Here is a 23,061-nt window from a genome sequence, read left to right on the forward strand (position 1 = left end):
CTGTGGTCCGACACCCAGGTGCAGCCGCCCGTACCGTTTCGGGTGATGTCGCGGGCGGTTTAGGCTAGAATGCACGGCCTCAAAGCACACCCCTCCCGAGGCTGTCCCGAAGATGTTGATCCTGCGCGGCGCTCCTGCCCTTTCTGCCTTTCGCCACAGCAAACTCCTTGAGCAACTGAGCCAGAAGGTCCCGGCTGTCAGCGGCTTGTATGCTGAATTCGCTCACTTCGCCGAAGTTACTGGCGTCCTGACCGGCGACGAACAGCAGGTGCTCGCGCGCCTTCTGAAGTACGGCCCAAGTGTCCCGGTACAAGAGCCGACCGGTCGTCTGTTCCTGGTGTTACCGCGTTTCGGCACCATCTCGCCGTGGTCCAGTAAAGCGAGCGATATCGCCCGCAACTGTGGCCTGAGCAAGATCCAGCGCCTGGAGCGTGGTATTGCGTTCTACGTTGCTGGCCAGTTCAGCGACACCGAAGCACAGCTTATTGAAGGCGCCCTGCACGACCGCATGACGCAGATCGTTCTGGCCAACCTCGAACAGGCCGCCGGCCTGTTCAGTCACGCTGAACCCAAGCCGCTGACTGCGATCGACGTGCTGGGTGGCGGCCGCGCCGCGCTGGAAAAAGCCAACACCGAGCTGGGCCTGGCCCTGGCCGAAGACGAAATCGACTATCTGGTCAACGCCTTCGTCGGCTTGAAGCGCAACCCGCATGACATCGAACTGATGATGTTCGCCCAGGCGAACTCCGAGCACTGCCGTCACAAGATCTTCAACGCCAGTTGGGATATCGACGGTCAGAGCCAGGAAAAAAGCCTGTTCGGCATGATCAAGAACACCTACGTGATGCACAGCGAAGGCGTTCTGTCGGCTTATAAGGACAACGCCTCGGTCATCGTCGGCAACGTCGCCGGCCGTTTCTTCCCGGACCCAGAAACCCGCCAGTACGGTGCGGTGCAGGAACCGGTGCACATCCTGATGAAAGTCGAAACCCACAACCACCCGACTGCAATTGCCCCGTTCCCGGGCGCATCCACCGGCAGTGGCGGTGAGATTCGTGACGAAGGCGCGACCGGCCGTGGCGCCAAGCCAAAGGCTGGCCTGACCGGTTTCACCGTATCCAACCTGCAAATCCCGGGCTTCGAACAGCCGTGGGAAGTGCCGTACGGCAAGCCTGAGCGCATCGTGACCGCGCTGGACATCATGATCGAAGGGCCACTGGGTGGTGCCGCGTTCAACAACGAATTCGGTCGTCCGGCCCTGACCGGTTACTTCCGTACCTTCGAACAGTCGATCACCACCCCGCGTGGCGACGAAGTTCGTGGTTACCACAAGCCGATCATGCTGGCCGGCGGCATGGGTAACATCCGTGCCGAACACGTACAGAAAGGCGAGATCACCGTTGGCTCCAAGCTGATCGTGCTCGGTGGCCCGGCGATGCTGATCGGTCTGGGCGGCGGCGCGGCTTCCTCCATGGCCACCGGCACCAGCTCGGCTGACCTGGACTTCGCTTCGGTACAGCGCGAAAACCCTGAGATGGAACGTCGCTGCCAGGAAGTCATCGACCGTTGCTGGCAGTTGGGTGATAAAAACCCGATCAGCTTCATCCACGACGTCGGCGCGGGCGGTCTGTCCAACGCCTTCCCGGAACTGGTCAACGACGGCAACCGTGGTGGCCGCTTCGAATTGCGCAACATTCCAAACGACGAGCCGGGCATGGCCCCGCACGAAATCTGGAGTAACGAATCCCAGGAACGCTACGTTCTGGCCGTCGGCCCGGCTGACTTCGAACGCTTCCAGGCGATCTGCGAGCGCGAACGCTGCCCGTTCGCCGTGGTTGGCGAAGCCACTGCCGAACCGCAACTGACGGTCACCGACAGCCACTTCGGCAACAGCCCGGTGGACATGCCGCTGGAAGTACTGCTGGGCAAAGCCCCACGCATGCATCGTTCGGCTGTTCGTGAAAACGAACTGGGCGACGATTTCGATCCGTCCACGCTTGAGATCGCAGACTGCGTCGAGCGCGTTCTGCATCACCCGGCCGTGGCGAGCAAAAGCTTCCTGATCACCATCGGCGACCGCACCATCACCGGCCTCGTGGCCCGTGACCAAATGGTCGGCCCGTGGCAGGTTCCGGTAGCCGACGTTGCCGTCACCGCCACCAGTTTCGACGTCTACACCGGTGAAGCCATGGCCATGGGCGAGCGTACTCCGCTGGCTCTGCTGGACGCCCCGGCGTCGGGCCGCATGGCCATCGGCGAAACTCTGACCAACATTGCCGCTTCGCGCATTAACAAGATCTCCGACATCAAACTGTCGGCGAACTGGATGTCCGCTGCCGGTCACCCGGGTGAAGACGCGCGACTGTACGACACCGTGAAAGCGGTCGGCATGGAACTGTGCCCTGAGCTGGGCATTACCATTCCGGTGGGCAAGGACTCCATGTCCATGGCCACGCGCTGGAGCGACGAAGGCGTCGACAAGACCGTGACCTCGCCGATGTCCCTGATCGTGACCGGTTTCGCGCCAGTGGCTGACATCCGTCAGACACTGACCCCGGAACTGCGCATGGACAAGGGCACCACCGACCTGATCCTGATCGATCTGGGCCGTGGTCAAAACCGCATGGGCGCCTCGATCCTGGCCCAGGTGCACGGCAAGCTCGGTTCGCAAGCGCCGGACGTTGATGATTCCGAAGACCTCAAAGCCTTCTTCGCCGTGATCCAGGGCCTGAACGCCGACGGTCACCTGCTGGCGTACCACGACCGTTCCGACGGTGGTCTGCTGACCAGCGTGGTGGAAATGGCCTTCGCCGGCCACTGCGGTCTGAGCCTGAACCTCGACGGTCTCGCGGAAACCTCCGCCGACATCGCCGCGATTCTGTTCAACGAAGAACTGGGCGCCGTGATTCAGGTTCGTCAGGACTCGACCCCGGACATCCTGGCGCAGTTCAGCGCGGCTGGTTTGGGCGACTGCGTGTCGGTGATCGGTCAGCCGATGAACAACGGTCAGATCAACATCACCTTCAACGGCGAAACCGTGTTCGAAGGTCAGCGTCGTCTGCTGCAGCGTCAGTGGGCTGAAACCAGCTACCAGATCCAGCGTCTGCGTGACAACGCCGACTGCGCCGAACAAGAGTTCGACGTGCTGCTGGAAGAAGACAACCCGGGTCTGAGCGTCAAGCTCAGCTTCGACGTCAATCAGGACGTCGCCGCGCCTTACATCAAAAAAGGCATCCGCCCTCAGGTTGCCGTGCTGCGTGAGCAGGGCGTCAACGGTCAGGTGGAAATGGCGGCCGCGTTCGACCGCGCCGGTTTCAACGCGATCGACGTGCACATGAGCGACATTCTGGCCGGCCGTGTCGACCTGAACGAGTTCAAAGGTCTGGTGGCGTGCGGTGGTTTCTCCTACGGCGACGTGCTCGGTGCCGGCGAAGGCTGGGCCAAGTCCGCGCTGTTCAACAGCCGCGCTCGCGATGCGTTCCAGGGCTTCTTCGAACGTAACGACAGCTTCACCCTCGGCGTGTGCAACGGTTGCCAGATGATGTCCAACCTGCACGAGCTGATTCCGGGCAGCGAGTTCTGGCCGCACTTCGTGCGTAACCGCTCCGAGCAGTTCGAAGCGCGCGTGGCGATGGTGCAGGTCCAGGAGTCGAACTCGATCTTCCTGCAAGGCATGGCCGGTTCGCGCATGCCAATCGCCATCGCTCACGGTGAAGGCCATGCCGAATTCGCCAGCGAAGAAGCGTTGCTGGAAGCCGATCTGTCGGGTTGCGTGGCGATGCGTTTCGTCGACAACCACGGCAAGGTCACTGAAAAATACCCGGCCAACCCGAACGGCTCGCCGCGCGGGATCACCGGTTTGACCAGCCGCGACGGTCGCGTAACGATCATGATGCCGCACCCGGAACGTGTGTTCCGCGCGGTGCAGAACTCGTGGCGTTCGGAAGACTGGAACGAAGACGCACCTTGGATGCGCATGTTCCGTAACGCTCGGGTCTGGGTAAACTAAAAGCGGGTTAACTGACAGCTGTGTACAAGCTCAGTTTTTTTGTTCCAGCTAGTCACGTCGAAGACGTGAAGAGTGCCGTATTCGCCGCCGGTGGCGGGCGGATCGGCGCTTACGACCATTGCGCCTGGCAAGTGCTCGGCCTCGGCCAGTTTCGCCCGTTGGACGGCAGTCAGCCGTTTATTGGTGAAGCGGGGCAGGTCGAACAGGTTGAGGAATGGAAGGTTGAGCTGGTTGTCAGCGATGAGTTGATTCGGGCGGTGGTGGTGGCTCTGAAGCAGAGCCATCCCTATGAGACGCCGGCTTATGAAGTGTGGCGGTTGGAGGATTTTTGATCTTCTGGCTGCTGAAATGAAAAACCCGCTGAATTCGCGTTCAGCGGGTTTTTTGTTACCTGCAACTTTATGGATGTACACAGCTCCCACATGAGATCTATGTCAGCCGCAAAGTGGAATTACGGGCGGATTTCGATCATCGTGCCGTCCGGCACCAGGTTCCAGACTTCGCGCATGTCCATGTTGCGCATGGCGATGCAGCCGTCGGTCCAGTCCAGGGTGTGGAAAAGGTTTTCAGGGTTTTCCTCGGTGTCCGGCGTACCGTGGATCATGATCATGCCACCGGGCGCGACACCTTCGCGGCGCGAACGGGCGGAGTCGCTGATGTTTGGGTAGGTAATGTGCATCGCCAGGTTGAATTTATCGCTGACTTTGCGCCAGTCCACCCAATAAACGCCTTCTGGCGTGCGTTTATCGCCCTCCATCAGTTTTGGACCTTGGGGATGCTTGCCCAAGGATATGCGATAGGTCTTGAGCGGCTTGCCGCCATTGATCAATTGCAATTGATGGGCAGATTTGAGAATCAAAACTTTTTCGATGACCCTGCCATCCAGGGTTTCCGCAACGGAAGCCTGTGACATGGCAACGAACGATAAGCAAAACACGGCAAGCAACCAGCGCATTGAAACGATTTCCCTAAGAGTGTCGGCTATTTTAGTTATAGATGTTTTAAGTGATGGCAAGCTGAGCAAGCGGCGGGATCGATTCGGACCGCACGGGGTAGACCTCGGTCCTCCGGTCAGCAAAGAAGCATTCTAGGGTACGGCCCACCGTGCGGAAAGCCAGGTCGGACCAAGGGATGTCGGCTTCTTCGAAAAGCTGAACTTCCAGGCTCTCGGGGCCGGCGCAATATTCCAGGTCCGCCAGCTCTGCGCGAAAGAATACATGCACCTGGCTGATGTGCGGCACGTCGATCAACGTATAGATACTCAGGTTACGTACCCGGGCGCAGGCTTCTTCGGCGGTCTCGCGAATGGCCGCCTGCTCGATGGTTTCACCGTTTTCCATGAAGCCGGCAGGCAGGGTCCAGTAACCGAGTCGTGGCTCGATGGCACGTCGACACAGCAACACTTTCGAGCCCCAGGTTGCGACACAACCGGCGACGATGTTGGGGTTCTGGTAGTGAATCGTATGGCAGCTGTCGCAGACAAATCGCAGACGCGAATCGCCTTCGGGTATGCGCTGGGTCACCGGGTTGCCGCACTGGCTGCAAAATTTCATGCTTGGGTTCCTGAATGCTGCGCCTATCTTGGCGTGCGACGGTGTCTGTCGGCAAGTTGTCGTTTAGCGACATGCAGTGGTTATGGGGTTGGGCGGTCGGTTCGATTGGTGCATGATGCAAAGTAGAGAATAAATCGAGAAGTCTCATGCTGGACGAGCTACTGCATCGAGTAAGCAACCACACTCCACGCACACTGGAAACCGACAAGCGTTTCCCAGAGGCTGCGGTTCTGGTGCCCATCACTCGCAGTGATGAACCGGAACTGGTTCTGACCCTGCGCGCCAGCGGGCTCTCGACCCATGGCGGGGAAGTGGCCTTCCCCGGTGGTCGTCGCGATCCCGAGGACCCCGACCTGATTTTCACCGCGCTACGTGAGGCCGAAGAAGAAATCGGCCTGCCGCCTGGGTTGGTTGAAGTCATCGGCCCGCTTAGTCCGTTGATCTCCCTGCACGGCATCAAGGTCACGCCTTATGTCGGGGTGATTCCGGATTTTGTCGAATATCGGGCTAATGATGCTGAGATCGCCGCCGTCTTCAGCGTGCCGCTCGAATTCTTCCGCAAGGACCCGCGCGAACACACCCATCGCATCGATTACCAGGGTCGTAGCTGGTACGTGCCGAGTTATCGTTATGGTGATTTTAAAATCTGGGGCCTCACGGCGATTATGATCGTCGAGTTGATCAATCTGCTCTATGACGCGAAAATCAGCCTGCATCAACCGCCCAAGAGTTTTATCAACACCTGAAGCCATCGTTCGTATGGCGTGAACCGTGCTTTGTATGAGCCTGCCTGGCCTTGAGGACAACAAGAATGAAATATCGCCTGGGCGACACCCGCGTCGAAACCCATCCGCAGAGCTGGGTCGCACCCAATGCGGTGCTGGTGGGCAAGGTCAAACTGGAAGAGGGCGCCAACGTCTGGTTCAACGCCGTGCTGCGCGGCGACAACGAACTGATCCTGATCGGCAAGAACAGCAACGTGCAGGACGGCACGGTGATGCACACCGACATGGGCTACCCGCTGACCATCGGCACGGGCGTGACCATTGGTCATAACGCCATGCTGCATGGCTGCACCGTGGGTGATTACAGCTTGATCGGTATAAACGCGGTCATTCTGAACGGCGCGAAAATTGGCAAAAACTGCATCATCGGTGCCAATTCGCTGATTGGTGAAGGCAAGGAAATTCCCGACGGATCGCTGGTCATGGGCTCGCCGGGCAAAGTGGTGCGTGAACTGACCGAGCAGCAAAAGAAGATGCTTGAGGCCAGCGCTGCCCACTATGTGCATAACTCGCAGCGTTATGCCCGTGATCTGGTCGAGCAGGAAGAATGACCGCCACTGAACGACTGGTGCCATCGCCCTGTGTGAATATTTGCGCACTGGATGACGATGACATTTGCACCGGGTGCCAGCGGACGGTGGAAGAGATCACCCGCTGGAGCCGAATGGATAACGAGGAGCGCCGCAAGGTGTTGGTGTTGTGTCATGAGCGGGCCAAATCCAGCGGATTGATTTGGATGATTGGAGCAAAATCGGATAAATGAGGTGCGGCCTTCGCGAGCGGGCTCAAGGGTGTAATTAGTTTTGTGTAAACGGTCATTTGGCAGGAGACAGCCTACCCCGAGGAAATCCACTGACCGCGACCGCCTGTGGATAAGTTCGACGCTGAGCATTCCCCTCGATACCTTCATTTTCTTCGGCCTGATCGACGCCTTCACCCCCGGGGGTGATTCTCACCGCGATGGGTTCGAAGTTCGCTGGCGTGACCGCCGTGTGGCTGATCATGGCCTGGCGCTTGCGCAAACAGGCCGTCGTCAGCTGAAGCCAAAGCCTTGGGTTCATGTAAAATGCCGCGCTTTCTCCCCATGGGAAGCGCGCATGGCGTTGCATCCCTCGATGATCCGCTTCTTGAGGACCTGAGATGACCCGTATCGGAACTCCATTGTCGCCAACCGCGACCCGCGTATTGCTGTGTGGCTGTGGTGAGTTGGGCAAGGAAGTGGTGATCGAGCTGCAACGCCTGGGCGTTGAAGTGATTGCCGTGGATCGTTACGCCAACGCGCCGGCCATGCAAGTCGCCCATCGCAGCCATGTAATCAACATGCTTGACGGCGCCGCCCTGCGTGCGGTGATCGAAGCCGAGAAGCCGCATTTCATCGTGCCGGAAATCGAAGCCATCGCCACCGCCACCCTGGTCGAACTGGAAGCTGAAGGCTTCACCGTGATCCCGACCGCGCGAGCTGCACAGTTGACCATGAACCGCGAAGGCATTCGTCGCCTGGCCGCCGAAGAGCTGGACCTGCCGACCTCGCCGTACCACTTCGCCGACACCTTTGAGGATTACAGTAAAGCGGTCGAAGACCTCGGCTTCCCGTGCGTGGTCAAGCCGGTGATGAGTTCCTCGGGTAAAGGCCAGAGCCTGTTGCGCAGCGCCGATGACGTCAAAACTGCGTGGGACTACGCGCAAGAAGGTGGTCGCGCCGGTAAAGGCCGCGTGATCGTCGAAGGCTTCATCGACTTTGACTACGAAATCACCCTGCTGACTGTGCGTCATGTCGGCGGCACCACGTTCTGTGCGCCGGTCGGTCACCGTCAGGAGAAGGGCGATTATCAGGAATCCTGGCAGCCACAAGCCATGAGTCCGATTGCTTTGGCTGAGTCCGAGCGCGTGGCAAAAGCTGTCACCGAAGCGTTGGGCGGTCGTGGTTTGTTTGGCGTCGAGTTGTTCATCAAAGGTGATCAGGTGTGGTTCAGCGAAGTCTCGCCGCGCCCGCATGACACTGGCCTGGTAACCCTGATTTCTCAGGACCTGTCGCAATTCGCGCTGCACGCGCGGGCGATTCTGGGCCTGCCGATTCCGTTGATCCGCCAGTTCGGGCCTTCGGCTTCAGCGGTAATTCTGGTGGAAGGGCAGTCGACCCAGACCGCTTTCGCCAACCTGGGTGCTGCGTTGAGCGAGCCGGACACGGCGTTGCGTCTGTTTGGCAAGCCTGAAGTGAATGGTCAGCGCCGGATGGGTGTGGCGTTGGCGCGGGATGAATCGATTGAATTGGCTCGGGCTAAAGCGACCCGTGCTGCTCAAGCTGTTGTAGTCGAGCTGTAACCGAGGCGCGGCTATCGCGAGCAGGCTCGCTTCCACATTGAACCGCGTTCTTTCTGACTGAACGCGGCCCCCTGTGGGAGCGAGCCTGCTCGCGATGCTCTTGCTTTTTAAGCCACCCGATTCAAATCGTTATGCCGTGTCTCCTTCAGGCCCAGTACCGCAATCAAGCTCAGCACCGCCGCCCCCGACACATACCCCCCGACATAACTCAAACCACCCATCGCTACCAGTTTCTGCGCGAAGAACGGCGCCGCCGAGGCCCCGACGATCCCGCCCAGGTTGTAGGCAGCCGAAGCACCGGTATAGCGAACATGGGTCGGAAACAGTTCTGGCAGCAACGCACCCATCGGTGCAAACGTCACGCCCATCAGAAACAATTCGATGCACAGGAACAGCGCCACGCCCCAGGTTGAGCCGTGGGTCAGCAGCGGCTCCATCAAGAACCCGGACAAAATCGCCAGCACGCCACCGATGATCAGCACCGGTTTGCGCCCGTAACGGTCGCTGGCCCACGCCGACAGTGGCGTGGCGGCGGCCATGAACAGCACCGCGAAGCACAGTAAGGCGAGGAAGGTTTCACGGGTGTAGCCGAGGGTCGATACGCCATAACTCAGCGAAAACACCGTCGAGATGTAGAACAGCGCATAGCACACCACCATCGAGCCTGCGCCCAACAGCATTGGCGCCCAGTATTGGCTGAATAGTTCGACCAGCGGGATCTTCACCCGTTCCTGGCGGGCCATGGCATTGGCGAACACCGGTGTTTCGTGGAGCTTGAGGCGCACGTACAACCCGACCATCACCAGTACGGCGCTGAGCAGGAATGGAATCCGCCAGCCCCATGAGCGGAATTGTTCGTCATTCAGCGTCATTGCAAGGGTCAGGAACAGACCGTTTGCCGCCAGGAAACCGATCGAAGGGCCCAGCTGCGGGAACATGCCGAACCAGGCGCGTTTGCCTTTTGGCGCGTTCTCCGTGGCCAGCAGCGCGGCACCACCCCATTCACCACCCAACCCCAGGCCTTGGCCAAAGCGCAGCACGCAAAGCAGGATCGGCGCCCAGGCGCCGATGCTGTCGTAGCCCGGTAACACGCCGATCAGCGTGGTGCAGACACCCATCAGTAGCAGAGAGGCGACGAGTGTTGATTTTCGCCCGATGCGATCACCGAAGTGGCCGAACAGTGCAGAGCCCAGAGGTCGCGCAAGAAAGGCGATGCCGAAGGTGAGGAACGCCGACAGCATTTGGGCGGTACCGGAGGTCTGCGGAAAGAACACCGGCCCGATCACCAGCGCTGCTGCGGTGGCGTAGACGTAGAAGTCGTAAAACTCGATGGCGGTGCCGATGAAACTCGCGGTGGCCACCCGGGTGGCGGAGTTCGTCGGTTGCGCGGACGTGGTTTCGGTACAAGTCGTGCTGGTCGTCATGCGGTTATCCCTGACAGTCATGTGCCCCAGTGGAGCGAATTATTATGGTTGAACACCCAGGGATGTGGGTTTTGCTGCGGAGTGCGGGTAGCACTGAGGTGAGGAAGGGCTTGGGTAAGCGCCCCGATTATAGGAAGGTGCCTAACGATTGAACAAGGGGCTTTAGATGACGACTGGAACTGAACTGGTATGCCAGATCAGCACCCGCGTGACGCGGTTGTCTTCCGTTTCCAGAATTTCCAGTCGATAGCGCCCGATCTTCAGGCATACCGCGCTGTCCGGAATCGTCTCCAGGGCCTCGGTCACCAACCCGTTAAGGGTTTTCGGGCCATCGCTGGGCAGATGCCAGCCCAGGCTCTTGTTCAGTTCGCGAATCGACGCCGCACCATCAATCACCAGGCGTCCGTCGGCTTGCGGATGGATGTGCGGGTTTTTCAGGCTGTGCTGGCTTTCGAATTCGCCGACGATTTCTTCAAGAATGTCTTCCAGGGTCACGATACCCAGCACTTCGCCGTACTCGTCGACCACCATGCCCAAGCGCCGCTGTTGTTTGTGGAAGTTCAGCAGTTGCAGCTGCAGCGGAGTGCTTTCCGGGACGAAATAAGGGTCATGGCTGGCTGCCATCAGCGCTTCCATCGTCAGGCTGGCATCGGCCAGCAAATGACGGATGTGTCGGGTGTTGAGCACCGCTTCGACTTGGTTGATGTCGCTGTGGAATACCGGCAGGCGCGTACGTTTGTTGTGGCGTAATTGCTCGATGATTTCTTCAATCGGGTCGTCGAGGTTGATGCCGTCGACGTCACTGCGCGGCACCAGAATGTCGTTGACCGTGATGTTGTCCAGCGCGTGGATGCCGGACAGCGGGTGCGGGCGGCAGACGCTGTGGTCATGATCATCGTGACGATCCGTTGGCGTTTCGTCTTCGCTTTGTTGCACCACTTTGACTTTGCGAGCGAACGGTCGCATCAGCAACTGGCTGAAGCCATTGAGTAGCCAGGCGACCGGGTAGATGATTTTCAGTGGCGCGCCGAGCAAGGTGTTGCCCAGGTTCAGCACTGCATCAGGGTAGCGAGAGGCGAGGGTGCGCGGCAGGTAGTCGGCGAACACCAAGAGCGCAGCGCCGGCGCCGAGGCAGGCGATCCATGGACCGTTGCCCGACCAGGTAAAAATCGCCAGCAATGTGCTGATGACCATGATCAGCGCACGGCACAGGGTATTGCACAAGATCAGGCTGTTGAGCGGGAAGCTCAGCTTCGCCATCGGTTTGTCGCTCGAACGCGAAGCAGTCCGCTGGGCCAGCAACTGCTGTTGTGCCACTTCGATGGCGGTAAACAGACCCGACCATAAAATCAGCAAGGCCAATACCGCGACCATCGGCCCTATGGGCAAGTCGTCCATTAATGCCGCTCGTCAGATATGCAGGATGTATTCACGAACCAGCTTGCTGCCGAAATACGCCAGCATCAGCAGGCAGAAACCGGCCAGGGTCCAGCGAATGGCCTTGTGTCCGCGCCAACCGAGGCGGTTGCGGCCCCAGAGCAGCACACTGAAGACAATCCAGGCCAGGCACGCTAGCAAGGTTTTATGCACCAGGTGCTGGGCAAACAGGTTGTCGACAAACAACCAGCCCGAGATCAACGACAACGATAGCAGGGTCCAGCCGGCCCACAGGAAACCGAACAGCAGGCTTTCCATGGTTTGCAGCGGCGGGAAGTTCCTGATCAGCCCTGACGGATGTTTGTGCTTGAGCTGATGGTCTTGAACCAGCAGCAGCAACGACTGGAACACCGCAATGGTGAACATGCCGTAAGCCAGGATCGACAAGAGGATATGGGCGAGGATGCCCGGTTCTTCGTCGATGATCTGTACAGTGCCGGCCGGGGCGAAATGCGCCAGCAGCACGGTTGCGGCCCCCAGCGGGAACAGCAATATCAGCAGGTTTTCCACCGGGATCCGCGAGCAGGCCAGCAGGGTCAGCGCGATGACTGCAGCGGCAATCAGACTGGCGGCGCTGAAAAAGTCCAGGCCCAGGCCGATCGGCGTCACCAGGTAGGTGAACAGGCTGGCGCTGTGAGCCAGGACGGCCAGCACGCCGAGCGCGACCAGCAGGCGCTTGTTCGCCTTGGCACCGGTGGCCAGGCGAGAGCCCTGATAAAGAGTCGCAGCGGCATATAAGCAGGCGGCGGCGAGCGTGGTAAGCAAACTGGGTGACAAGGGGAGCATAAATCCTGTTAGGCAAGCCCGAAAGGCGCTGAGTTTGGCATAGAACCCCCGCCGCACGAAAGTGTGAGGTGTCCGCCAGACTCAGTCTTCGCTATAATCCGCGACCTGCCCACGCCGCAGGCTCGCCGAGCACATGTTTATTCCGGTCTGGGCCGCCATTATCCCGGTCTACACAGGGCCTGAAAGGATCGCGCAATGTTTGAAAACTTAACCGACCGTCTCTCGCAGACGCTGCGCCATGTCACCGGCAAGGCCAAGCTGACCGAAGACAACATCAAAGACACCCTGCGTGAAGTGCGCATGGCGTTGCTCGAAGCCGACGTCGCCTTGCCAGTGGTCAAAGACTTCGTCAACTCGGTCAAGGAGCGCGCTGTCGGCACCGAGGTGTCGCGCAGCCTGACGCCGGGCCAGGCCTTCGTGAAGATCGTCCAGGCCGAGCTCGAAAGCTTGATGGGCGCGGCCAACGAAGACTTGAACCTGAGCGCCGTTCCTCCTGCCGTCATTCTGATGGCCGGTTTGCAGGGTGCGGGTAAGACCACCACTGCCGGTAAACTTGCGCGCTTCCTTAAAGAGCGCAAGAAGAAGACGGTCATGGTGGTGTCGGCGGACGTTTACCGTCCGGCGGCAATCAAGCAGCTGGAAATGCTCGCTGGTGAAGTCGGTGTTACCTTCTTCCCGTCCGACCTGAGCCAGAAGCCGGTCGATATCGCGCAAGCGGCTATAAAAGAAGCAAAGCTTAAGTTCATTGATGTGGTCATCGTCGATACCGCCGGTCGTCTGCACATCGACGAAGAGATGATGGGCGAGATCAAGGCGCTGCATGCGGCGATCAACCCGGTCGAAACCCTGTTCGTGGTCGATGCCATGACCGGCCAGGACGCCGCCAACACCGCCAAGGCGTTTGGTGATGCACTGCCGCTGACCGGCGTGATCCTGACCAAGGTCGACGGCGATGCCCGTGGTGGTGCCGCCTTGTCGGTTCGTGCCATCACTGGCAAGCCGATCAAGTTCATCGGTATGGGCGAGAAGAGCGAAGCGCTCGATCCGTTCCACCCGGAGCGTATCGCTTCGCGCATCCTCGGCATGGGCGACGTGCTCAGCCTGATCGAACAGGCCGAAGCGACCCTCGACAAGGACAAGGCCGACAAACTGGCCAAGAAACTGAAGAAGGGCAAGGGCTTCGACCTCGAAGACTTCCGCGATCAGTTGCAACAAATGAAGAACATGGGCGGCCTCGGCGGGCTCATGGACAAACTGCCGAACATGGGTGGCGTGAACCTGGCGCAGATGGGCAACGCCCAGGGTGCGGCAGAAAAGCAATTCAAGCAGATGGAAGCCATCATCAACTCCATGACCCCGGCCGAGCGCCGTGACCCTGAGATGATCAGCGGTTCGCGCAAGCGCCGGATCGCCATGGGTTCTGGCACTCAGGTGCAGGACATCGGTCGCTTGATCAAGCAACACAAGCAGATGCAGAAGATGATGAAGAAATTCTCCGCCAAAGGCGGAATGGCCAAAATGATGCGCGGCATGGGCGGTATGTTGCCCGGCGGCGGCATGCCAAAGATGTAAAAAATTCGCGCAAGGGCTTGCTCTTGCGCAGCCCACACGGAAGTGGGATCTCCAGCAAACCCGCACTTGGCGGGAGCTGACTGGCCGTTTTCAACGACGGCTCTATAGCAAATCTGGATGGCGTCCGATAGGCCGCCGGAAAAAGACATTTGCAAAAGTCCGGATATTCCTTAGAATATGCGGCCTTTCGGGCACCTATGCCCGCTGTGCCTTTAGATTTGCAGCACCGACTACAGGAACGATGTTCACATGCTAACAATCCGTCTTGCCCTTGGCGGCTCCAAAAAGCGCCCGTTTTACCACTTGACCGTAACCGACAGCCGCAACCCGCGCGACGGTTCGCACAAGGAACAGGTTGGTTTCTTCAACCCTGTTGCTCGTGGTCAAGAAGTCCGTCTGTCCGTGAACCAAGAGCGCGTAGCCTACTGGCTGAGCGTTGGTGCACAACCTTCTGAGCGTGTTGCTCAGTTGTTGAAGGACGCGGCTAAGGCTGCGGCCTGAGCAATATGAACGCGACGCCAGCTGTTGCTGATGATTTGATCGTTATCGGCAAAATTTATTCGGTTCATGGCGTTCGCGGCGAAGTGAAGGTGTATTCCTTTACTGATCCGACTGAAAACCTGTTGCAGTACAAAACCTGGACGCTCAAGCGCGAAGGCAATGTGAAACAGGTCGAGCTGGTCAGTGGACGTGGGAACGACAAGTTCCTGGTCGCAAAGCTCAAGGGTCTTGATGATCGTGAAGAAGCTCGTCTTCTGGCCGGTTATGAGATCTGTGTGCCGCGCAACCTGTTCCCTGAATTGACCGACGGCGAGTACTACTGGTACCAGCTGGAAGGTCTGAAGGTCATTGATCAACTCGGGCAATTGCTCGGGAAAATCGATCATCTTCTGGAAACCGGCGCCAATGATGTAATGGTGGTCAAGCCTTGCGCTGGCAGCCTGGATGATCGCGAACGCCTGTTGCCCTATACGGAGCAATGCGTGTTGGCTGTCGATCTGGCCGCAGGCGAGATGAAGGTGGATTGGGACGCGGACTTCTAAGCGTGGCTAACTTGCGCGTAGAAGTGATCAGTTTGTTTCCCGAGATGTTCTCCGCCATCAGCGAGTACGGCATCACCAGTCGGGCGGTGAAACAGGGGCTCTTGCAGCTCACCTGTTGGAACCCGCGAGACTACACGACGGATCGACATCACACTGTGGATGATCGCCCATTTGGCGGTGGTCCGGGCATGGTGATGAAGATCAAGCCCCTGGAAGATGCACTGGTTCAGGCCAAGGCAGCAGCCGGGGAGGCGGCGAAGGTAATTTACCTGTCCCCCCAAGGCCGTCAACTGACTCAGTCGGCGGTGCGCGAGTTGGCGAATCTGGATGCATTGATCCTGATTGCCGGCCGCTATGAAGGCATTGACGAGCGATTTATTGAAGCTCATGTCGATGAAGAGTGGTCGATTGGCGACTATGTACTGTCTGGCGGCGAGCTGCCGGCGATGGTCCTGATCGATGCGGTTACACGACTGCTGCCTGGAGCTTTAGGGCATGCGGACTCCGCTGAGGAAGATTCCTTTACGGATGGTCTGCTGGATTGCCCGCACTACACCCGACCGGAGGTGTATGCGGATCAGCGTGTTCCCGACGTGTTGCTAAGTGGCAATCACGCGCATATCCGGCGTTGGCGTTTACAGCAGTCCCTTGGTAGGACCTTTGAACGACGCGCCGATCTTCTGGAAAGCCGCTCGCTTTCTGGAGAAGAGAAGAAGCTGCTCGAGGAATACATCCGCGAGCGGGACGATAGTTAACAACGTATCGATGGTAGATCCGACGATTTACCTTAGGAGCACAGCATGACTAACAAAATCATCCTTGCACTCGAAGCAGAGCAGATGACCAAAGAGATCCCTACCTTTGCCCCGGGCGACACCATTGTCGTTCAGGTGAAAGTGAAGGAAGGCGACCGTTCGCGTCTGCAAGCGTTCGAAGGTGTTGTTATCGCCAAGCGTAACCGCGGCGTAAACAGTGCTTTCACCGTTCGTAAAATCTCCAATGGTGTTGGCGTAGAGCGTACTTTCCAGACCTACAGCCCGCAAATCGACAGCATGGCCGTTAAACGTCGTGGTGACGTACGTAAAGCCAAGCTGTACTACCTGCGTGACCTGTCCGGTAAAGCAGCTCGCATCAAGGAAAAACTGGCTTAATTCCAGCTTCCGATGCAGAAAAAAGCAGCCTACGGGCTGCTTTTTTGTTGCCTGGGATTTACCGAACTCTCCGGTTCGTGGCCTGACACAAGACCGAGGCGCGGCCTTCGCGAGCAGGCTCGCTCTCACAAGGGGTCTATGGCGTTCATAAATAGTGTGGCTGCCGCAAATCCAATGTGGGAGCGAGCCTGCTCGCGATGCGATTTACGTCGCGGCGCTTTCTTCAGGCTGAATCAACGCCAACACCGTCCACCCCGCCGAAGGCTTGAGCGCGCTGTCCGGCGTCACCACATGCACCCAGCCACTGTCATCGCGAGCAAACAACAACGTCGCACGCTCGCCATGCAAGGCCTGATAATCCTCCCAGCCAAATCCCTCGGTCAGGTTCGTGCTGTACAACTGCGCTCCCTGATGCAGCTGGTTAGCCAGTTTGACGTAAGTTAAATCCTCATTGCCCAGCAAACGCCCGCGATGCTCATGGCTGGCGCGATGCTTGTCGGTGCGTCGGTTTTCCTGACCACTGGCCAGACCGAACAAGCGTTGATGACCAAAGTCATGACGAAAGCGCATCGACGCTAGCGTGTTCAGTTCACCGGACGGCGACAGCGTCAGTAAATGCCCCAGCCCGACCAGATCCAGGTGCGCATCTGCATGCTGCGACGCCGGGTTGCCAAAGTACGTCGGCAAGCCCTCCATGCGCGCCGCCCGAATATTTTCCCAGCTCGAGTCCGTCAGGAGCACTCGGCTTCCCAGTTGCTGCAAGGCTTTGCCCAAGGTTCGCGCCGGACCGTTGGCCCCGACGATCAGGAAGCCGCTGGGTGCCGGTTCAGCCACTTTCAACAACCGCGCCAACGGCCGCGCCGTAGCACTTTGCAGCACCACGGTGCCAATGATCACGGCAAACGTCAGCGGCACCAGCAGCAAGGCGCCTTGGTGCCCGGCCTCATGCAGACGAATCGCGAAAATCGCTGACACGGCCGCCGCGACGATCCCGCGAGGGGCTATCCAGGACAGCAGCGCTCGTTCGCGCCAGCTCAAATTCGAGCCCAGGGTGCAGAGCATCACGTTCAAGGGGCGCGCGATGAACTGAATGATCAGTAGCAAAATCAGCACCAGCGGCCCGAGGCCGATCATGGCGTTCAGATCGAGTCGCGCCGCCAGCAAGATGAAGAGCCCCGAAATGAGGAGCACGCTGAGGTTTTCCTTGAAGTGCAGGATATGTCGCACATCCACGCCCTTCATGTTGGCCAGCCACATGCCCATCAAGGTCACGGCCAGCAGCCCGGACTCGTGCATCACTTCATTGGCGGCGATGAAAATACCCAGCACCGCGGCCAACGCGGCCAGATTGTGCAAGTACTCCGGCAGCCACTGGCGCCGAATAATCATGCCGAGCACCCAGCCGCCGGCAACCCCGAACACGCTGCCGCACAGAATCACGCCGCCGAAGGTCAGCAGGCTATGGCTCAAGCCTTCACCCGCCGCGCTGGCGATGATGAAGCTGTAGACCACAACAGCGAGCAGGGCACCAATCGGGTCGATGACGATGCCTTCCCAGCGCAGGATGTTGGCGATCGAGGCTTTCGGTCGCACTACGCGCAACATCGGCACGATCACCGTGGGCCCGGTGACCAGCGTCAGGCTGCCGAACAGGATGGCGAGCAACCAGTCGAAACCCAGCAGATAATGGGTCGCGACGGCGATGACCACCCAGGTCGAAAGTGCGCCAATGGTGACCAGTCGATGCACCACGCTGCCAATCTCGCGCCATTCCGACAGATGCAGCGTCAGGCTGCCTTCAAACAGGATCAGCGCCACCGCCAGCGATACCAGTGGCATCAATAGCGGCCCGAACATGGCTTGCGGGTCGAGCCAGCCCAGAATCGGCCCCACTAGAATGCCGGTCAGCAGCAGGAAAAGAATCGCCGGCAATTTCAGGCGCCACGCCAGCCACTGACAACCCAGCGCCGCTGCGCCGATACCACCAATCGCCAACAGAATCTGCTGTTCGTTCATTGAAGCTCCTGTTCCTTGAAGTAGCCGGCTATGAAAGACTAGCGGCCATTTATTCCGTTCACCCTTTTTTCGCACGCCGTCTCAAGACCGCGTGCCCAGAGCGATCATGCCTGCTATCGACCATCCCCTGATAGACCAATTCCTCGACGCCCTGTGGCTGGAGAAAGGTCTTTCCGACAACACCCGCGATGCCTATCGCAGTGACCTGGCCCTGTTCAACGGCTGGCTACAGGAGAAGGGCCTGGAGTTGGTCAATGCCGGTCGCGAGTTGATCCTCGATCACCTGGCCTGGCGACTGGAGCAAAACTACAAACCCCGTTCCACGGCGCGATTCCTTTCGGGCGTGCGTGGCTTTTATCGTTACTTGCTGCGGGAAAAACTGATTGCCGTCGACCCGACCTTGCGCGTCGACATGCCGCAACTGGGTAGGCCTTTGCCAAAATCCTTGTCGGAAGCGGACGTTGAAGCCTTGCTCAAGGCGCCGGATTTGAGCGAAGCCATCGGCCAGCGTGACCGCGCCATGCTCGAAGTGCTTTATGCCTGTGGTTTGCGGGTGACAGAGCTGATCAGCCTGACGCTGGAGCAGGTCAACCTGCGTCAAGGCGTGTTGAGAGTGATGGGCAAGGGTAGCAAGGAGCGGCTGGTGCCGATGGGGGAGGAGGCGATTGTCTGGGTCGAGCGCTACATGTGCGATGCCCGCGGCGAGTTGCTCGGCGGGCGTCCCAGCGATGTACTGTTCCCCAGTCTGCGCGGCGAGCAGATGACCCGCCAGACCTTCTGGCATCGCATCAAGCACCAGGCCAAGGTCGCCGGGATCGGCAAGTCGCTGTCGCCGCACACCTTGCGCCACGCTTTTGCGACGCACCTGCTCAACCACGGCGCCGACCTGCGGGTGGTGCAAATGTTGCTCGGCCACAGCGATTTGTCGACTACTCAGATCTACACTCATGTTGCCCGCGCTCGCTTGCAAGACCTGCACGCCAAACACCACCCGCGTGGTTGAACAAAAATCCCTGTGGGAGCGAGCCTGCTCGCGAAGAGGCAGTGTCCGCCAGCATTCATTTAGCTGGCACTGCGCATTCGCGAGCAGGCTCGCTCCCACAGGGAAATATGTCGTCCTGAAAGTATGGCGACAGGCGCATTCGGTCACACGGACCTTATGTGGTAGGCTTTGCCGGTTTGCACGATGGGCGGTTATGACCCGGTGTTTCGGTACGGGCGTTCTGATCGTTTCATTTGTCCGCCTTCAGGAGTTCTCATGCGTCTGACCCAGATTTTCGCCGCCGCTGCCATTGCGTTGGTCAGCACCTTTGCCGTCGCCGATGACGCGGCCGATAAAGCCATTCGTAAAAGCCTGGAAAATCTCCAGCTCGACGTGCCCGTCGAAACCATCACGGCCAGCCCGCTGCCAGGGATGTACGAAGTCAAACTCAAAGGGAGCCGCGTGCTGTATGCCAGCGCCGACGGCCAATACGTGGTTCAGGGCTACCTGTTCCAGCTAAAGGATGGTAAACCGGTCAACCTGACCGAGAAGACCGAACGCCTGGGCGTTTCCAAACTGGTCAATGAAATTCCTGTCGCGGAAACCGTGGTGTATCCGGCCATCGGCGAAACCAAGTCGCACATCACCGTGTTCACCGACACCACTTGCCCGTACTGCCACAAATTGCACGCCGAAGTGCCCGAGCTGAACAAGCGCGGCATCGAAGTGCGCTACGTCGCGTTCCCGCGCCAGGGCCTGGGTTCGCCGGGTGACGAACAGCTGCAAGCGGTCTGGTGCTCGAAAGACAAGAAAGCGGCCATGGACAAAATGGTCGATGGCAAGGAAATCAAGGCCGCCAAGTGCGATAACCCGGTTTCCAAACAGTTCGCCCTCGGTCAGTCGATCGGCGTGAACGGCACGCCGGCCATCGTTTTGGCTGATGGTCAGGTCATTCCGGGCTACCAGCCTGCGCCACAAGTCGCCAAACTGGCACTGGGCGCGAAGTAAATTCGCATCGTCACGGTCAGCCATTGACGATTATGGTCCGGCAGCATCATCGCCGGGCCATTAATAGAGAACCGCGAGCACGCGGTTGTTTTCACGGCCGACCTTGTGTCGGCCGTTTTATGGGGAGTTCACAGTGAAACCGGTCAAAGTAGGCATCTGTGGGTTAGGAACCGTCGGTGGCGGTACCTTCAACGTACTTCAGCGCAACGCCGAGGAAATTGCTCGTCGTGCCGGGCGTGGAATCGAAGTGGCACAAATTGCCACGCGCACGCCAAAGCCTCAGTTCCAGACGACCGGTATTGCGATTACCAACGATGTCTTCGAAGTGGCCACGAACCCTGAGATCGACATCGTTATAGAGTTGGTGGGCGGCTACACCGTTGCCCGCGAGCTGGTACTCAAGGCCATCGAGAATGGCAAGCATGTGGTCACCGCGAACAAGGCACTGATTGCCGTTCACGGTAATGAAATTTTCGCCAAGGCTCGCGAGAAAGGCGTGATTGTGGCGTTCGAAGCGGCTGTGGCCGGCGGCATCCCGGTGATCAAGGCGATCCGTGAAGGCCTGTCTGCCAACCGCATCAACTGGGTCGCCGGGATCATCAACGGCACCGGCAACTTCATCCTCACCGAAATGCGTGAAAAAGGCCGAACCTTCGAAGACGTGCTGGCCGAGGCGCAAGCCCTGGGTTACGCCGAAGCCGATCCGACCTTCGACGTTGAAGGCATCGACGCAGCTCACAAACTGACGATCCTGGCCTCCATCGCGTTCGGTATCCCGCTGCAATTCGACAAGGCTTACACCGAAGGCATCACCAAGCTGACTACCGCTGACGTGAACTACGCCGAAGCGCTGGGCTATCGCATCAAGCACCTCGGCGTGGCTCGCAGCACTGCGGCCGGTATCGAGTTGCGCGTACACCCGACACTGATCCCGGCCGATCGTCTGATCGCCAACGTCAACGGCGTGATGAACGCGGTGATGGTCAATGGCGACGCTGCCGGTTCGACGCTGTTCTACGGCGCGGGTGCTGGGATGGAGCCAACCGCTTCGTCGGTGATCGCTGACCTGGTGGACGTGGTTCGCGCCATGACCTCCGACCCGGAAAACCGCGTACCGCACCTGGCCTTCCAGCCAGATTCGCTGTCGGCGCACCCGATCCTGCCGATCGAATCCTGCGAAAGCGCCTACTACCTGCGCATTCAGGCCAAGGACCATCCGGGCGTGTTGGCCCAGGTGGCGAGCATCCTGTCGGAGCGTGGCATCAACATCGAATCGATCATGCAGAAAGAAGTGGAAGAGCATGACGGTTTGGTGCCGATGATCTTGCTGACTCATCGTGTGCTGGAACAGCACATGAACGACGCGATAGCGGCCCTTGAAACGTTGACCGGTGTTGTCGGTCCGGTTGTGCGGATCCGCGTCGAGCACCTGAACTAAGTCGTCTCTGTTCACCGGGCGTTGTTATAGCGCCCGGGTTTTCGAACACCGTTTATTTGGAGCCAGTCATGCGTTATATCAGTACCCGCGGCCAGGCACCGGCCCTGAATTTCGAAGACGTCCTGCTGGCAGGTCTTGCCACCGACGGCGGTCTGTACGTCCCGGAAAACCTGCCACGTTTCACCCAGGAAGAAATTGCCTCCTGGGCCGGCCTGCCGTATCACGAGCTGGCCTTCCGGGTGATGCGCCCGTTCGTCACCGGAAGCATTCCCGACGCCGATTTCAAAAAGATTCTTGAAGAGACTTACGGCGTGTTCTCACACAACGCCGTGGCACCGTTGCGTCAGTTGAACGGCAACGAATGGGTGCTGGAGCTGTTCCACGGCCCGACCCTGGCGTTTAAAGACTTCGCCCTGCAACTGCTCGGTCGCCTGCTCGACTACGTGCTGGAAAAGCGCGGCGAGCGCGTGGTTATTGTCGGCGCTACTTCCGGTGATACCGGATCGGCCGCCATCGAAGGCTGCAAGCACTGCGAAAACGTCGACATCTTCATCCTGCACCCGCACAACCGTGTGTCCGAAGTGCAGCGTCGGCAGATGACCACCCTCTTCGGCGAGAACATCCACAACATCGCCATCGAAGGTAACTTCGATGACTGCCAGGAAATGGTCAAAGCGAGCTTCGCCGATCAGAGCTTCCTCAAAGGCACGCGTCTGGTTGCGGTGAACTCGATCAACTGGGCGCGGATCATGGCCCAGATCGTCTACTACTTCCACGCATCGCTGCAATTGGGTGGCCCGGCGCGTTCGGTATCCTTCTCGGTGCCAACCGGCAACTTCGGCGACATCTTCGCCGGTTACCTTGCGCGCAACATGGGCCTGCCGATCAATCAGTTGATCGTCGCCACCAACCGCAACGACATCCTGCACCGCTTCATGAGCGGCAACCAGTACGTCAAGGAAACCCTGCACGCCACGCTGTCGCCGTCGATGGACATCATGGTGTCGTCGAACTTCGAACGCCTGCTGTTCGACCTGCACGGTCGCAATGGCGCAGCGATTGCCGGGCTGATGGACAGCTTCAAGCAGGGTGGCGGTTTCAGCGTCGAAGAGGAGCGCTGGACCGAAGCCCGCAAACTGTTTGATTCGCTGGCCGTGGACGACGTTCAAACCTGCGAAACCATCGCCGAAGTGTACGAGCAAACCGGCGAGCTGCTGGACCCGCACACCGCAATCGGCGTGAAAGCTGCGCGCGAGTGCCGTCGCAGCCTGGATATTCCAATGGTGATCCTCGGCACGGCGCATCCGGTCAAATTCCCGGACGCAGTGGAGAAGGCTGGCGTAGGAAAAGCGCTTGAGCTCCCTGCACATCTTTCTGATTTGTTTGAGAGAGATGAGCGTTGCACCGTGTTGCCAAACGACCTGAAAGCCGTGCAGGCCTTTGTAAGTCAGCATGGCAACCGTGGCAAGCCACTGTAACCGGTAAAAGCTGTCACATTTTGAAGCCCGTCTCCTGACGGGCTTTCTCATTTCTGC

General features: G+C 59.1%; 21 protein-coding genes and 1 pseudogene. 16 read left to right on the forward strand and 6 right to left on the reverse strand.

The genetic code is table 11. The annotated features are described in order from the left end of the window. Positions 1–112 precede the first annotated feature (112 nt). On the forward strand, positions 113–4,009 hold the full coding sequence (gene purL / locus AC3ISI_RS04785; RefSeq protein ID WP_489335698.1) for a phosphoribosylformylglycinamidine synthase: 3,897 nt from the start codon (positions 113–115) through the stop codon (positions 4,007–4,009). Positions 4,010–4,029: 20 nt separating this feature from the next. After that, positions 4,030–4,341: an NGG1p interacting factor NIF3 gene (locus AC3ISI_RS04790; RefSeq protein ID WP_489335699.1), complete on the forward strand. Its 312-nt coding sequence runs from the start codon at positions 4,030–4,032 to the stop codon at positions 4,339–4,341. 119 nt (positions 4,342–4,460) lie between these two features. Here AC3ISI_RS04790 and AC3ISI_RS04795 read toward each other — a convergent pair whose 3' ends face one another. Then, positions 4,461–4,964, reverse strand: a complete 504-nt coding sequence (locus AC3ISI_RS04795; protein WP_489335700.1) for a L,D-transpeptidase family protein — start codon at positions 4,962–4,964, stop codon at positions 4,461–4,463. A 46-nt stretch (positions 4,965–5,010) separates the two neighbouring features. Beyond that, the gene (locus AC3ISI_RS04800; RefSeq protein WP_489335701.1) at positions 5,011–5,562 is read right to left on the reverse strand and encodes an NUDIX hydrolase; all 552 of its coding nucleotides are present in this window, start codon (positions 5,560–5,562) and stop codon (positions 5,011–5,013) included. A 146-nt stretch (positions 5,563–5,708) separates the two neighbouring features. Between AC3ISI_RS04800 and AC3ISI_RS04805 the strand changes: the two genes are divergently transcribed. The 5 genes and pseudogenes from AC3ISI_RS04805 (at position 5,709) to purT (ending at position 8,669) form a co-directional block, all read left to right on the forward strand. Next, a complete protein-coding gene (locus tag AC3ISI_RS04805) occupies positions 5,709–6,308 on the forward strand; it encodes a CoA pyrophosphatase (protein WP_489335702.1) in 600 nt (199 codons plus the stop codon). Positions 6,309–6,373: 65 nt separating this feature from the next. Beyond that, positions 6,374–6,898 carry a gamma carbonic anhydrase family protein gene (locus tag AC3ISI_RS04810; protein WP_489335703.1) on the forward strand — a complete coding sequence of 175 codons (525 nt, stop codon included), beginning with the start codon at positions 6,374–6,376 and terminating at the stop codon, positions 6,896–6,898. After that, positions 6,895–7,110, forward strand: a complete 216-nt coding sequence (locus tag AC3ISI_RS04815; RefSeq protein ID WP_489335704.1) for a DUF1289 domain-containing protein — start codon at positions 6,895–6,897, stop codon at positions 7,108–7,110. The genes AC3ISI_RS04810 and AC3ISI_RS04815 overlap by 4 nt, the downstream gene beginning before the upstream one ends. A 97-nt stretch (positions 7,111–7,207) precedes the next feature. Next, positions 7,208–7,388, forward strand: a pseudogene (locus AC3ISI_RS04820) (preQ0 transporter); the annotation flags it as partial. Between the two features lie 99 nt (positions 7,389–7,487). After that, the gene (purT, locus tag AC3ISI_RS04825) at positions 7,488–8,669 is read left to right on the forward strand and encodes a formate-dependent phosphoribosylglycinamide formyltransferase (protein WP_477791281.1); all 1,182 of its coding nucleotides are present in this window, start codon (positions 7,488–7,490) and stop codon (positions 8,667–8,669) included. A 107-nt stretch (positions 8,670–8,776) separates the two neighbouring features. Here the strand turns inward: purT and AC3ISI_RS04830 are convergent, their stop codons facing one another. The 3 genes from AC3ISI_RS04830 to AC3ISI_RS04840 all read right to left on the reverse strand — a co-directional run bounded on the left by AC3ISI_RS04830 (position 8,777) and on the right by AC3ISI_RS04840 (position 12,316). After that, positions 8,777–10,093, reverse strand: coding sequence for an MFS transporter (locus AC3ISI_RS04830; RefSeq protein WP_489335705.1), 1,317 nt, complete (start codon positions 10,091–10,093; stop codon positions 8,777–8,779). A gap of 162 nt (positions 10,094–10,255) precedes the next feature. Continuing rightward, the gene (locus AC3ISI_RS04835; protein ID WP_489335706.1) at positions 10,256–11,491 is read right to left on the reverse strand and encodes a transporter associated domain-containing protein; all 1,236 of its coding nucleotides are present in this window, start codon (positions 11,489–11,491) and stop codon (positions 10,256–10,258) included. Between the two features lie 12 nt (positions 11,492–11,503). Further along, a complete protein-coding gene (locus tag AC3ISI_RS04840) occupies positions 11,504–12,316 on the reverse strand; it encodes a cytochrome C assembly family protein (RefSeq protein ID WP_489335707.1) in 813 nt (270 codons plus the stop codon). 195 nt (positions 12,317–12,511) lie between these two features. On the opposite strand from AC3ISI_RS04840, the gene ffh reads away from it, so the two are divergent. The 5 genes from ffh (at position 12,512) to rplS (ending at position 16,082) form a co-directional block, all read left to right on the forward strand. Further along, positions 12,512–13,888 (forward strand): signal recognition particle protein, encoded by a 1,377-nt coding sequence (gene ffh, locus AC3ISI_RS04845; RefSeq protein ID WP_489335708.1) that lies wholly within the window; start codon positions 12,512–12,514, stop codon positions 13,886–13,888. A 249-nt stretch (positions 13,889–14,137) separates the two neighbouring features. Then, positions 14,138–14,389 (forward strand): 30S ribosomal protein S16, encoded by a 252-nt coding sequence (gene rpsP, locus AC3ISI_RS04850; RefSeq protein ID WP_007944872.1) that lies wholly within the window; start codon positions 14,138–14,140, stop codon positions 14,387–14,389. A gap of 5 nt (positions 14,390–14,394) precedes the next feature. Further along, positions 14,395–14,931, forward strand: a complete 537-nt coding sequence (gene rimM, locus AC3ISI_RS04855; protein WP_007944873.1) for a ribosome maturation factor RimM — start codon at positions 14,395–14,397, stop codon at positions 14,929–14,931. A gap of 2 nt (positions 14,932–14,933) precedes the next feature. Further along, positions 14,934–15,686 (forward strand): tRNA (guanosine(37)-N1)-methyltransferase TrmD, encoded by a 753-nt coding sequence (gene trmD, locus AC3ISI_RS04860; protein ID WP_010463006.1) that lies wholly within the window; start codon positions 14,934–14,936, stop codon positions 15,684–15,686. Between the two features lie 45 nt (positions 15,687–15,731). Then, complete coding sequence (gene rplS, locus AC3ISI_RS04865; RefSeq protein WP_003175895.1) at positions 15,732–16,082, forward strand: 50S ribosomal protein L19; 351 nt, start codon at positions 15,732–15,734, stop codon at positions 16,080–16,082. Between the two features lie 204 nt (positions 16,083–16,286). Here the strand turns inward: rplS and AC3ISI_RS04870 are convergent, their stop codons facing one another. Beyond that, complete coding sequence (locus AC3ISI_RS04870) at positions 16,287–18,098, reverse strand: cation:proton antiporter (protein ID WP_489335709.1); 1,812 nt, start codon at positions 18,096–18,098, stop codon at positions 16,287–16,289. Positions 18,099–18,204: 106 nt separating this feature from the next. Here AC3ISI_RS04870 and xerD point away from each other — a divergent pair, with 106 nt between their 5' ends. The 4 genes from xerD (at position 18,205) to thrC (ending at position 23,004) form a co-directional block, all read left to right on the forward strand. After that, entirely contained in the window at positions 18,205–19,101 is an 897-nt protein-coding gene (gene xerD / locus AC3ISI_RS04875) for a site-specific tyrosine recombinase XerD (protein ID WP_489335710.1), read from the forward strand. Between the two features lie 255 nt (positions 19,102–19,356). Beyond that, positions 19,357–20,088, forward strand: a complete 732-nt coding sequence (gene dsbC / locus AC3ISI_RS04880) for a bifunctional protein-disulfide isomerase/oxidoreductase DsbC (protein ID WP_489335711.1) — start codon at positions 19,357–19,359, stop codon at positions 20,086–20,088. Positions 20,089–20,221: 133 nt separating this feature from the next. Next, the gene (locus AC3ISI_RS04885) at positions 20,222–21,526 is read left to right on the forward strand and encodes a homoserine dehydrogenase (protein WP_489335712.1); all 1,305 of its coding nucleotides are present in this window, start codon (positions 20,222–20,224) and stop codon (positions 21,524–21,526) included. Positions 21,527–21,594: 68 nt separating this feature from the next. Further along, positions 21,595–23,004 (forward strand): threonine synthase, encoded by a 1,410-nt coding sequence (thrC, locus tag AC3ISI_RS04890; protein WP_489335713.1) that lies wholly within the window; start codon positions 21,595–21,597, stop codon positions 23,002–23,004. The last annotated feature ends 57 nt before the right edge of the window (positions 23,005–23,061 follow it).

The sequence above is a fragment of the Pseudomonas sp. GL_139_B genome, from assembly GCF_057834475.1.

What these genes read in the sequence shown, in the direction of transcription:
- purL (WP_489335698.1), top strand. Translation starts at nt 113, where the DNA reads ATGTTGATCCTGCGCGGCGCTCCTGCCCTTTCTGCCTTTCGCCACAGC.
- AC3ISI_RS04795 (WP_489335700.1), bottom strand. Translation starts at nt 4,964, where the DNA reads ATGCGCTGGTTGCTTGCCGTGTTTTGCTTATCGTTCGTTGCCATGTCA.
- AC3ISI_RS04800 (WP_489335701.1), bottom strand. Translation starts at nt 5,562, where the DNA reads ATGAAATTTTGCAGCCAGTGCGGCAACCCGGTGACCCAGCGCATACCC.
- AC3ISI_RS04805 (WP_489335702.1), top strand. Translation starts at nt 5,709, where the DNA reads ATGCTGGACGAGCTACTGCATCGAGTAAGCAACCACACTCCACGCACA.
- AC3ISI_RS04810 (WP_489335703.1), top strand. Translation starts at nt 6,374, where the DNA reads ATGAAATATCGCCTGGGCGACACCCGCGTCGAAACCCATCCGCAGAGC.
- AC3ISI_RS04815 (WP_489335704.1), top strand. Translation starts at nt 6,895, where the DNA reads ATGACCGCCACTGAACGACTGGTGCCATCGCCCTGTGTGAATATTTGC.
- purT (WP_477791281.1), top strand. Translation starts at nt 7,488, where the DNA reads ATGACCCGTATCGGAACTCCATTGTCGCCAACCGCGACCCGCGTATTG.
- AC3ISI_RS04830 (WP_489335705.1), bottom strand. Translation starts at nt 10,093, where the DNA reads ATGACGACCAGCACGACTTGTACCGAAACCACGTCCGCGCAACCGACG.
- AC3ISI_RS04835 (WP_489335706.1), bottom strand. Translation starts at nt 11,491, where the DNA reads ATGGACGACTTGCCCATAGGGCCGATGGTCGCGGTATTGGCCTTGCTG.
- AC3ISI_RS04840 (WP_489335707.1), bottom strand. Translation starts at nt 12,316, where the DNA reads ATGCTCCCCTTGTCACCCAGTTTGCTTACCACGCTCGCCGCCGCCTGC.
- ffh (WP_489335708.1), top strand. Translation starts at nt 12,512, where the DNA reads ATGTTTGAAAACTTAACCGACCGTCTCTCGCAGACGCTGCGCCATGTC.
- rpsP (WP_007944872.1), top strand. Translation starts at nt 14,138, where the DNA reads ATGCTAACAATCCGTCTTGCCCTTGGCGGCTCCAAAAAGCGCCCGTTT.
- rimM (WP_007944873.1), top strand. Translation starts at nt 14,395, where the DNA reads ATGAACGCGACGCCAGCTGTTGCTGATGATTTGATCGTTATCGGCAAA.
- rplS (WP_003175895.1), top strand. Translation starts at nt 15,732, where the DNA reads ATGACTAACAAAATCATCCTTGCACTCGAAGCAGAGCAGATGACCAAA.
- AC3ISI_RS04870 (WP_489335709.1), bottom strand. Translation starts at nt 18,098, where the DNA reads ATGAACGAACAGCAGATTCTGTTGGCGATTGGTGGTATCGGCGCAGCG.
- xerD (WP_489335710.1), top strand. Translation starts at nt 18,205, where the DNA reads ATGCCTGCTATCGACCATCCCCTGATAGACCAATTCCTCGACGCCCTG.
- dsbC (WP_489335711.1), top strand. Translation starts at nt 19,357, where the DNA reads ATGCGTCTGACCCAGATTTTCGCCGCCGCTGCCATTGCGTTGGTCAGC.
- thrC (WP_489335713.1), top strand. Translation starts at nt 21,595, where the DNA reads ATGCGTTATATCAGTACCCGCGGCCAGGCACCGGCCCTGAATTTCGAA.